The organism is Stenotrophomonas sp. GQ19, from assembly GCF_059758695.1.
In genome coordinates this window covers 258,940-269,693 of the sequence record NZ_JCAXES010000006.1, presented here as the reverse complement: position 1 = coordinate 269,693, position 10,754 = coordinate 258,940, and the positions used below count along the sequence as shown (strand labels likewise).

The window sequence follows — 10,754 nt, the reverse complement described above, 5'->3', positions numbered from 1 at the left end:
TTTCCGTCAACACCTTCTTTCGAAGTGGTTGGCGTCCGGTTCCTTCCGCGGTTGCCGCCTTGCGGCGACCCCTGCGTCGGGGGAGGGAAAGTATGTCCCTATCCGGGTCGTTTGTGAAGGGGGTAAGACGACTTTTTTCACGCCGCCGCCCTCCCATTCATCCTATAGGGGTCCGGAACCGCCCGAACCCCTTGTGGCGCTTAGGCCGACACCAGCAGGACGCGGGCAAAGTTGCGCTTGCCCACCTGCACCAGCCCTTCGAAACCGGGCACGAACACCTGCTGGGCGTCCTCCACGACCTCGCCATCCACCTTCACCGCGCGCTCTTTGAGCTTGCGGGAGGCTTCGGAGTTGCTCGGGGTGAGCCCGGCAGCGGTGAGCAGCGCGCCGATCCGCAGGCCTTCGGCCGGGATCACCACTTCCTGCAGCGGCAACAGGGTCACATCGCCCTGCCCGGTCACCGCCATGTTCCAACCGGCGATGGCCTGTTCGGCCGCAGCGGCATCATGGAACCGGGTGGTCAGTTCGCGGGCCAGGCGCAGCTTGACCTCACGCGGGTTCAGGCCACCGGCCTCCACCTGCTGGCGCAGGCTGAGGGCTTCGGCCTGGCTGATATCAAAGGAGAGCAGCTCGATCCAGCGCCACATCAGGTCGTCGCCGATCTTCATGGTCTTGGTGACGATGTCGATGGCCGGTTCGCTGATCCCAATATAGTTGTTGAGCGACTTGGACATCTTGGCCACGCCGTCCAGGCCTTCCAGCAGCGGCATGGTCAGCACGATCTGCGGCTTCTGGCCGTAGTGCTCCTGCAGGCCACGGCCCATCAGCAGGTTGAACTTCTGGTCGGTACCGCCAAGCTCGACGTCGGCCTCCAGCGCCACCGAGTCGTAGCCCTGCACCAGCGGGTACAGGAACTCGTGCAGGGCGATGGACTGCTGGGCGGCATAGCGCTTGGCGAAGTCGTCGCGCTCAAGCATGCGCGCCACCGTGTGCTGGCCGGCCAGGCGGATCATGTCGGCCGCGCCCATCTTGCCGAACCACTCCGAATTGAAGCGCACTTCGGTCTTGTCTCGGTCGAGCACCTTGAAGACCTGGTCTTCATAGGTCCGTGCGTTGGCCAGCACGTCGTCCTTGCTGAGCGGCTTGCGGGTGACGTTCTTGCCCGACGGGTCGCCGATCATGCCGGTGAAGTCGCCGATCAGGAAGATGACCTGGTGGCCGAGGTCCTGGAACTGGCGCAGCTTGTTCAGCAGCACGGTGTGGCCCAGGTGCAGGTCCGGCGCGGTGGGGTCGAAACCGGCCTTGATCCGCAGCGGTCGGCCGCTTTCCAGGCGCTGGCGAAGCTCCTCGGGCTTGAGGACTTCGTCGGCACCGCGACCGATCAGGGCGATGGCTTCTTCAATCGATGACACGTGACAGCTCCCGGCAATGCCTTATTTATATGAATGACGTTAAGTACTAGTTAACCGCAAGCGCTTCACAAAAGCCAATAGGCACAAGGGTTTGACGCGGTATTTATACCTGTCTATGTTACCGACGTTTGGGCCCGCGCTCCCGGGCCAGCCAGGAACAGACCGACGATGCTCAATTCCGATCAAGGCCGCGCGCGCAAGACGCGCTTCAAGGAACGTCTCCACGTCCTCCACGACACCGCCCTGCATCGGAAGCTCAAACAGCATCTTCCTGCCGCCTTCAACCAGCGCTGGACGCGCCGGCACTGGATGCACGCCAGCCTGTTCGCCACCATCGGCGCCCTGGTGGCCACGATCGTGCCGGGCTTCTCGCACACCATTGAATCGCCCTACTCGGTGGGCCACTCCACCCTGGCCCTGCCGTTGCCGCCGCTGTCGCTGGAACGCCAGAAGCAGGTGCCGGGCGACAGCTGGCAGGTGCTGCGGGTGCAGCGCGGCCAGACCCTGAGCAACCTGTTCGACGAGGCCGGCATCCCGGCCACGGTGATGCACCAGGTGCTGGACCACCCCGGCGCGCGTGAGGCGCTGACCAAGCTGCGCCCCGGCGCGGAGATCGCCTTCGACCTGCCGCTGTCCGGCGACCTGCGCACCATCCGCTTCGACCGCGATGCCGACAACCGGGTCGAGCTGTCGCTGGCCGACGGCAAGATTGCCGAGAAGGTGATCAAGCGCGAGTCGTCCACCCGCCGCATCGTGGCCAGCGGGGAAATCACCAGTTCGCTGTATGCAGCCGCGCGCAAGGCCGGGCTGTCGCCGTCGGCGATTGCCACGATGACCGACGAGATCTTCAAGTACGACATCGACTTCTCCAAGGACCTGCAGCCGGGCGACCGCTTCAGCGTGGTGCTGGATGAGACCTGGCGCGAAGGCGAGAAGGTGGACACCAGCAAGATCCTGGCGGCCACCTTCACCTCGGGCGGCAAGACCTACAGCGGCTTCCGCTTCGATCGCAACGGCAAGTCGGAGTACTTCGACGTGAGCGGCCGGCCGCTGAAGAAGAGCTTCATCCGCATGCCGATCCCGTTCGCGCGGTTGAGCTCCAGCTTCGGCGCACGCAAGCACCCGGTGCTGGGCAAGATGCGCATGCACAAGGGCGTGGACTACGCCGCCCGCACCGGCACCCCGATCATGGCCGCCGGCGATGCGCGCGTGCAGTTCGCCGGCACCCAGCGCGGCTACGGCAACGTGGTGATCCTGGACCACGGCCGCGGCCACACCACCCTGTACGGGCACATGTCGCGCTTCGGGGCGATCAAGACCGGCCAGCGCGTGGCCCAGGGCACGGTGATCGGCTATGTGGGCTCGACCGGCATGGCGACCGGCCCGCACCTGCACTACGAATTCCGCGTCAACGGCGAGCACCGCAACCCGCTGTCGGTGACGATGCCGCCGCCGGAGCCGCTGAAGGGTGCCGAGCTGGTGGCGTTCCGCGCGCAGACCGCACCGGCGCTGGCCCGCATCCAGGGCATGGAAAAGCTGATCTACGCCGATGCCAGCCCGGCACCGCAGGCCGCGCCGGCCGACGCCCAGGCCCAGACGCAGACCGCCAGCGTGGCCAAGCCGGCCAAACGCACCCGCGGCTGATCGCCCGGTACAGCGCGCGGACACGCGCGCATTGACGGCGGCAACGGGTTGCGCGGAAGCTGGGCGCACCCCGTTTTGACCGTGCCGCCATGACCGCTGTCGTTGACCCGCATACCCCGCTCTACCTGGGCCTGATGTCCGGCACCAGCGCCGATGGCATCGACGCCGCGCTGGTGCAGTTTCCCGAGGCGGGCGGCTGCCGGTTCGTTTTCGGCCACACCCACGCGTGGGACCCGGCGCTGCGGGCCGAGCTGATTTCACTGGGCGAAGGCGGCGCTGTCGAGTCGCTGGATACGCTGGGGCGGATCGATGCGCAGATCGGGATCACCTTTGCCGCCGCGGCCAATGCCCTGCTGGACCTCAGCGGCGTGGACCGGGCGCAGGTGCGGGCGATCGGCTCGCACGGGCAGACCGTGCGCCACCGGCCGCTGGCCGACCCGGCCTTCACGATGCAGCTGGGCGATGCCAACCGGATTGCCGAAGCCACCGGCATCACCACCGTGGGCGATTTCCGCCGCCGTGACGTGGCCGCCGGGGGACATGGCGCGCCGCTGATGCCGGCCTTCCACCTGGCCATGCTGGGGACCGCCGACGAAGACCGGGCGATTCTCAACCTGGGCGGCATTGCCAACCTGACCCTGATTCCGCGCGATGGCGTGCCGCGTGGCTTTGATACCGGCCCGGCCAATGCGCTGATGGATGCGTGGTGCCAGCGCCATCGCGGGGTGCCGTTCGATGCTGATGGCGCATTTGCGGCCAGTGGGCAGGTGGATGAGGCGTTGCTGGCGCAGTGGCTGGACGAGCCGTGGTTCGCGCTGCCGCCGCCGAAGAGCACCGGGCGCGAGCAGTTCCACCTGGCGTGGGCGGAGACGGCGATGGGCGAGGGCCAGCATGCGGCCGCCGATGTGCAGGCCACGCTGCTGGAGCTGACCGCCGCGACCGTGACCGATGCGCTGCTGGCGCACCTGCCGGGCGCCCGGCGGGTGCTGGTGTGCGGCGGCGGGGTGCGCAACCCGCAGCTGCTGCGGCGGCTGGCGGCGCGGCTGCCGGGGGTGGTGATCGAGTCGAGTGCGGTGCACGGGCTGGACCCGGATTACCTCGAGGCGATGGGGTTTGCGTGGTTGGCGCAGCGCACGCTGGACGGGTTGCCGGGGAACCTGCCGAGCGTGAGTGGCGCGCGTGGGCCGCGGATTCTGGGGGCGATCCATCTGGCGTGACCGGAGCGCCCGTTTGGTTTGAGGGTCATGCCGGTATCGAGCGTTGATCCCGGGTCGGCAGTCGGCTGGGGCGCGACCCTACCGGTGGATGCCGACGGCCGCCCCCAAGCGCAAGGCGGGACGGATCGTAGTGCCGGGCTCTGCCCGGCATTCGTGGACCGTGGCGCGGGCGCAGCCGGGCAGAGCCCGGCTCTACACGCCCTGGGCGTCGGGCAAGGCCTGCAGCGCGGCGATGGCGTCGGCCAGGGCGTCTACTTCCGGGCTCTGGAAGCCGCTGCGGACCTCCAGTTCACTGGTGAACAGGCCCTGCTCCAGCAGCACCACACAGGTGTATTCGCGGGTCCAGCCGCGTGCGACGGCCACGCGCCGGATGCGTTCGTTCAACAGCGGGTCCAGATCCCGCAGCAGCAGATCGACCATTGTTCTCCCCCGTTGGCAAGCACCGCCCCCACGGCACAACGGGGTCGATCATGGCGCAGCGGGGGGCGTCGGGCAACCGGCCGGGTCAGACGGCGGCGGCGCGTTTGCGCTGCTGCCGGATCAACAGCGCACACAGGATGACCACCGGGATGCCGATCAGTGCGGTGCCGGTGAAGAACAGCGCATATCCCTCCAGCAGGGTGCGGCCCTGGGCCAGCGACTGCACCGCCCAGCCGGACAGCCCCTTCAACGCCTTGCCCGGCATTGCGTAGAACGAACTCAGCAAGGCGTACTGGGTGGCGGTGTACCCGATGCTGGTCAGGCTGGACATGTAGGCGATCAACGCCGTGCCGGCGAAGCCGCCGGAGATGTTGTCGATGGCCATGGCGATGGCGAAGCTGGTGGGGTCCGGACCGACATAGGCCAGCCACGCAAAGGCGAGGTTGGAGGCCGGGCCCAGCACCGCGCCGACCAGCAGGGTGGCGAGCACACCCCAGCGCACCGACACCAGGCCGGCAGCGGCAATGCCGATGAAGGTGGCCACCAGCCCGACCGAGCCGCGTACTGCGCCCACGGTCTCCTCGGCCAGCCCGAGGTCCACGTAGAACGGGTTGGCCATCGGGCCCATGATGAAATCGGCCATGCGGTAGATGCTGATGGCCAGCAGGATCAGGATCGCGCCACTGCGGTGTTCGCGCAGGAAGGCCACGAACGGGCCAACCAATGCATCGAACAGGCCGCGGGGCGTCCACAACGCGGCTGCCTGCGCCTGCACCGCCAGCTGCGCGCGCGCCGGCTCTTTGGCCATCACCACGGCCACCACGCCCAGCGCCATCAGCCCGGCCATGATTTCATAGGAGATCTGCCAGCCCACCCGGGCGGCGATCAGCAGGATCAGCGCATCGGTAACCAGCAGCGCGGTGCGATAGCCCAGCGCAGCCGAGGAGGTGAGCAGCCCGAGCTGTTCACTGTTCTCGGCGATCTCGATGCGCCAGGCATCGATGACGATGTCCTGGGTTGCAGACGCAAACGCCACCACGGTGGCCATGACCCCGAACACCACCAGGTGTTCCCAGGCGATGCCAAGGAAGACGAAATGGCCGCCCTTGGGCTGGACCAGCGCCATCCCCACCAGCGCCACGGCCACCACCAGCTGGGACAGCAGCATCCAGCCACGGCGGCGGCCGAAACGCCCCAGCAGCGGCGCGTTGACCTTGTCGACCAGCGGCGCCCACAGGAACTTCATCGAATAGGCCAAGCCCACCCACGACAGGAAGCCGATGGTGGTGAGCTCGATACCTTCCTTGCGCATCCAGAAGCCGAGCGTGTTGCCGACCAGGTAGATCGGCAGGCCGGAACTGAAGCCCAGCAGCAGCATGGCCAGCACCTTGCGCTGGCGCAGGTTGGCCAGCACCCGTTGCCAGGGCCGGCGCGGCTTGGCGACCGCTTCACTCATGGGGCGTAGTCCACCGTAAACGGGGCATGGTCGGAGAAGCGCTCATCGCGGTAGATCGAGCAGGCGCGCAGGCGGTCGCGCAGGCCGGGGCTGACGAACTGGTAGTCGATGCGCCAGCCGACGTTGTTGGCCCGGGCCGCGCCGCGGTTGCTCCACCAGGTGTAGTCCTCGCCCTGCGGGTGCAGCAGGCGGTAGGCGTCGGTCCAGCCCTGGCCGGCGGCGATGTCCAGCGCCTGGTCGGTGTCCACGCACTGGCCGTTGAGCCAATCGCGCTCGGGCGGCAGACAGCCGGAGTTCTTCTGGTTGGACTTCCAGTTCTTGATGTCCAGCGCCGAGCGCACGATGTTCCAGTCGCCGCACAGGACGTAGTCGCGGCCACTGGCCAGCCACTCCGCCAGGATCGGGCGCAGCCACTCCATCACTTCGTACTTGAAGCCCTGCCGCAGGTCGCCCGAGCTGCCCGACGGGATATAGAAGGAGACCACGCTGAGGTTGCCGTAGCGGGCCTCGATGTAGCGGCCTTCGTCGTCGAACGGGGCCCAGCCCAGCGAGGTGATGACCTGGTCGGGCTCACGCTTGCTGTAGATGGCCACGCCGCTGTAGCCCTTCTTGGTGATGGCGTCGCGGTAGAAGCAGTGGTGGCCGTCCGGGCGGAACATCGGGTCGGTCAGCTGGTCTTCCTGGGCCTTGGTCTCCTGGATGCAGAGCACGTCGGCGTCCTGGGCACGGAACCAGTCGAGGAAGCCCTTGGTGGCGGCCGAACGGATGCCGTTGGCGTTGAAGCTGATGATGCGCATGCGGGTCCAGGTCTGAAGCGGTAACCGGGAAAGCATACCGGGAAGACCTTGCCGCGGCGTGCCGGAATGCGGCGGCGCTGTGTGCCGGCCGGGGCCTCCTGCGGGGCTGCGACCGCCCGCCGCGGGGCCCCGAAGGGCGAAAAACGCGCCCATGCATTAGGATTTGCGGTCCAAATGAATTGAATAGAGTCCTGATGAGCGACCATCGCCACCGTTTCCTGCAACTGGCCCTGACCGCCGATGCCCTGCGTTTCGGCCAGTTCACCCTCAAGTCGGGCCGCCTGAGCCCCTATTTCTTCAATGCCGGCCGCTTCGATTCGGGCGTGCGCATGGTCCAGCTGGCCGCCTGCTACGCCGATGCGGTGGAGGCCACCGGGCTGAAGTTCGACGTGGTGTTCGGCCCGGCCTACAAGGGCATCCCGCTGGCCACTGCGACCGCCTGCGAGTTCGCCCAGCGCGGCCGCGACCTGCCGCTGTCGTTCAATCGCAAGGAAGCCAAGGCCCACGGTGAAGGCGGCAACCTGATTGGCGCGGACATGAATGGCAAGCGCGTGCTGATCGTGGACGACGTGATCACCGCCGGCACCGCCATCCGCGAGGCCCTGGGCATCATCAAGGACGCCGGTGGCACCCCGGCCGGGATCGTGGTGGCGCTGGACCGCCAGGAGATCGCCTCGGAGACCGACCGCCGTTCGGCGGCCCAGTCCGTGGCCGAGGAAGCCGGCATTCCGGTGGTGGCGGTAGCCACGCTGGCCGACCTGCTTGATTTTGCCTCCGGAAATCCGGAACTTGTGGGGTACCGGCAGCCGCTGGAGGACTATCGGTCCCGCTACGGCACCCGTCCTACGCGTTGAGAGCAGGGGGCTCTGTCCACCATGTCCAGGATTGTTTCGATCACCGCCATCGGCCTGTTGCTGGCCGTCGCCACGGTGCCCGTGCACGCGCAGAGCGGCAAGGGCGAGGCGAAGGCGAAGAAGCTGTATTGCTGGAACAAGGGGTCCGAGCGCATCTGCAGCGATACGCTGCCACAGGAGGCGATCAACAACGCACGCGAGGAGTTCAGCGCCACCAGTGGCCTGCGTCGCGGCGAGGTGGAGCGCACCCTGACCGAGGAAGAGCGGGCGGATGCGGCGGTTGCCGCCGCGCAGCACCAGCTCGACCTGGCCGCGCAGGAGACCCGCCAACGCACCGAGCAGGCGATGCTGTCCACGTATGAAAACGAGAATGACCTGCGCCGGGTATTCGTGGAGCGCACGGGCATCATCGACAACAACGTGCAGACCGCGCGCTACAACGTGGCCAGCCTGCGCGACGCACTGGTGAGCCTGCTGGGCACCGCCGGCGATCGCGAACTGGCCGGGCAGCCGGTGGTGGAGAAGCAGGCGGCAAGCATTCGCCAGCGGCACACCGAACTGGTGGCGCAGCTGCGCATGCAGAACTCGTTCGAGCAGCAGCGCCGTGCGCTGGATGTGGAGATCGAGGAGACGCTGCAGCGGTACCGGCTGCTGAAGGGCGTGGGGACCAATCCGCGCGGCTAAGCGCGCGGTGTGAAGGGAAGAGAAGGCGGCCTTGGGCCGCCTTTTTTTGTGGGGGCGGGTGGGCGTCGACCACCATGCCCACCCACATCGTAGAGCGGGGCTCTGCCCCGCTGCCGTAGATCCGGGGCAGGTGACGCGTTGCGGGCAGCCGGGCAGAGCCCGGCTCTACGGGGATGCGTACGGCAGCCGGGCAGAGCCCGGCTCTACGGGGCGGTGTGCGGGTTGCGCGATGGGCATGCCTGCGCAGGTTTTATGCACTTTTTACGCGGCGGGGCCGGTTGCGGCGTGGAGCGTTTACGCCGGTGGGGAACACGATGGGCGCCTGACGTGGAGTGGTTCCACCTGGACGTCCCATGAGCCTGTTTCTGCCTGTTTCCCCTGCCGCCGGTGCGCCCTGCACCGCCGCCCTTCTTTCCTGCGCCTGAGGCCATTGCCATGTCTGCCTGGCTTTCCCTGCTGTGCGGCGTGCTGGTGCTGGTTGCCGCCGCCTACCTGCTGTATGTCGTGCTTCGGCCCGAAGCGTTCTGACCGGAGCCCACCATGACCGAGATCCTGTTGATCCTGCTGGCCAGCATCGTGCTGGCCTTTCCGCTTGGGCTGTACCTGGCCCGGGTGATGCGCGGTGCGCCGATGCGCGGCGATGCGCTGTTCGGGCTGGTTGAAAAACCACTCTACTGGCTGCTGGGCGTGAACCCGGCGCGCGGCATGTCGTGGCGCGGCTATGTGGGCGCCTTCCTGTTGAGCAACGTGGTGATCGCGGTGCTGGTGCAGGCCGTCTTCATGACCCAGGCCTGGCTGCCGTTCAACCCCGACCAGATTCCCAACATGCGCTGGGACACCGCGCTGCACACCATGGTGTCGTTCCTGACCAACACCAACCAGCAGCACTATTCGGGCCAGGCGCAGCTGTCGTACTTCGCGCAGATGACCGCGATCACCGGCCTGCAGGTGGTGACGCCGATGATGGGTCTGGCGCTGGTGGTGGCCACCCTGCGCGCCCTGTTCGGTGCGCGTCCAGAAGACGTGGACGCACAGCAGGCCGCGCAGCTCAGCGCCGACCGCCGCGTGGACGTGGGCAACTACTACGCCGACGTAGTGCGTTCGTGCGTGCGCTTCATGCTGCCGCTGTGCCTGCTGTGGGCGGTGCTGCTGACCAGCCAGGGCGTGCCCTCCACGCTGGCGGCCGGTCCGCAGGCCACGCCGATCGATGCCGCCGCCGGCATGGACACGCAGAAACTGCCGCTGGGTCCGGTGGCGGCGATGGTGGCGGCCAAGCAGCTGGGCACCAATGGCGGTGGCTGGTATGGCCCCAACAGCTCAATGCCGCTGGAAAACCCCACCCCGCTGTCGAACGCGCTGGAGCTGATCGGCATTCTGCTGATTCCCATCGCGGTGATCTTCATGCTGGGCGCGTTCACCGGGCGCAAGCGCCTGGCCGGGCTGGTGTTCGGTTGCATGCTGGCGATGTCCAGCGTGTCGGTGGCGGCCACGGTGTGGCTGGAAGGCCACTCGGCCACCGCGGCCAGCCCGCTGCTGATGGAAGGCAAGGAAGTGCGCTTCGGCGCGGACGGCACCGGCATGTGGGCGGCCATCACCACCCAGGTGTCCAACGGCTCGGTCAACGGCATGCATGACTCGCTGAGCCCGCTGGCCGGTGCGGTGCCGATGGTGAACATGCTGGTCAACGCGATCTGGGGCGGCATTGGCTGCGGCCTGCAGCAGTTCATCGTGTACCTGCTGCTGGGCGTGTTCCTGGCCGGGCTGATGACCGGGCGTACCCCGGAACTGCTCGGCCGCAAGCTGGAAACTCCTCAGGTGCGCCTGCTGGCCCTGCTGGTGCTGCTGCAGCCGATCACCATCCTGGGCTTCACCGCGATCACGCTGGCCATTCCGTCGATCACCGGCACCTCCAACCCGGGCTTCCACGGCGTCAGCCAGGTGTTCTATGAGTATGTGTCGGCGTTCGCCAACAACGGCTCGGGCTTCGAAGGCCTGGGCGATGCCACCCCGTGGTGGAACCTGAGCTGCACGCTGGTGCTGCTGCTGGGCCGCTACCCGGTGCTGGTGATTCCGCTGATCGTGGCCGCGCAGCTGGCCGCCAAGCGGCGCGCCCCGGAATCGGCCGGCACGCTGCAGATTGAAACCCCGACCTTCGCGCTGACCCTGATCGCGCTGATCGTTGTCCTGACCGTATTGCAGTTCATGCCGGCGCTGGTGTTGGGCCCGGTGGCCGACCACCTGTCGCTGACCCTGCATTGAGATGTGACCCC

General features: G+C 67.6%; 10 protein-coding genes. 6 read left to right on the top strand and 4 right to left on the bottom strand.

What is annotated here, in order from left to right:
* Nucleotides 1–200: 200 nt before the first annotated feature.
* Nucleotides 201–1,412, bottom strand: coding sequence for a tyrosine--tRNA ligase (gene tyrS / locus AC6CHL_RS13560; protein ID WP_313246551.1), 1,212 nt, complete (start codon nt 1,410–1,412; stop codon nt 201–203).
* Between the two features lie 168 nt (nt 1,413–1,580).
* Here tyrS and AC6CHL_RS13555 point away from each other — a divergent pair, with 168 nt between their 5' ends.
* Together AC6CHL_RS13555 and AC6CHL_RS13550 are read left to right on the top strand one after the other, a co-directional pair.
* Nucleotides 1,581–3,056 (top strand): M23 family metallopeptidase, encoded by a 1,476-nt coding sequence (locus tag AC6CHL_RS13555; RefSeq protein WP_141058112.1) that lies wholly within the window; start codon nt 1,581–1,583, stop codon nt 3,054–3,056.
* Nucleotides 3,057–3,145: 89 nt separating this feature from the next.
* The gene (locus tag AC6CHL_RS13550) at nt 3,146–4,273 is read left to right on the top strand and encodes an anhydro-N-acetylmuramic acid kinase (RefSeq protein ID WP_498294799.1); all 1,128 of its coding nucleotides are present in this window, start codon (nt 3,146–3,148) and stop codon (nt 4,271–4,273) included.
* A 192-nt stretch (nt 4,274–4,465) separates the two neighbouring features.
* On the opposite strand, the gene AC6CHL_RS13545 is transcribed toward AC6CHL_RS13550, so the two are convergent.
* The 3 genes from AC6CHL_RS13545 to AC6CHL_RS13535 form a co-directional block, all read right to left on the bottom strand.
* Nucleotides 4,466–4,693: a hypothetical protein gene (locus tag AC6CHL_RS13545; protein ID WP_038690954.1), complete on the bottom strand. Its 228-nt coding sequence runs from the start codon at nt 4,691–4,693 to the stop codon at nt 4,466–4,468.
* Between the two features lie 85 nt (nt 4,694–4,778).
* Nucleotides 4,779–6,149 (bottom strand): AmpG family muropeptide MFS transporter, encoded by a 1,371-nt coding sequence (locus AC6CHL_RS13540; RefSeq protein ID WP_038690956.1) that lies wholly within the window; start codon nt 6,147–6,149, stop codon nt 4,779–4,781.
* Complete coding sequence (locus tag AC6CHL_RS13535) at nt 6,146–6,946, bottom strand: exodeoxyribonuclease III (protein ID WP_038690958.1); 801 nt, start codon at nt 6,944–6,946, stop codon at nt 6,146–6,148. Before AC6CHL_RS13535 ends, AC6CHL_RS13540 begins: the two co-directional genes overlap by 4 nt.
* Nucleotides 6,947–7,140: 194 nt before the next feature.
* Between AC6CHL_RS13535 and pyrE the strand changes: the two genes are divergently transcribed.
* From pyrE to kdpA, 4 genes are all read left to right on the top strand, one after another.
* Nucleotides 7,141–7,800 (top strand): orotate phosphoribosyltransferase, encoded by a 660-nt coding sequence (gene pyrE, locus AC6CHL_RS13530; protein ID WP_038690961.1) that lies wholly within the window; start codon nt 7,141–7,143, stop codon nt 7,798–7,800.
* 21 nt (nt 7,801–7,821) lie between these two features.
* Complete coding sequence (locus AC6CHL_RS13525; RefSeq protein ID WP_498294797.1) at nt 7,822–8,484, top strand: hypothetical protein; 663 nt, start codon at nt 7,822–7,824, stop codon at nt 8,482–8,484.
* A 435-nt stretch (nt 8,485–8,919) separates the two neighbouring features.
* The gene (locus tag AC6CHL_RS13520; RefSeq protein WP_038690964.1) at nt 8,920–9,012 is read left to right on the top strand and encodes a potassium-transporting ATPase subunit F; all 93 of its coding nucleotides are present in this window, start codon (nt 8,920–8,922) and stop codon (nt 9,010–9,012) included.
* Between the two features lie 12 nt (nt 9,013–9,024).
* Nucleotides 9,025–10,743, top strand: a complete 1,719-nt coding sequence (gene kdpA, locus AC6CHL_RS13515; protein WP_038690966.1) for a potassium-transporting ATPase subunit KdpA — start codon at nt 9,025–9,027, stop codon at nt 10,741–10,743.
* The last annotated feature ends 11 nt before the right edge of the window (nt 10,744–10,754 follow it).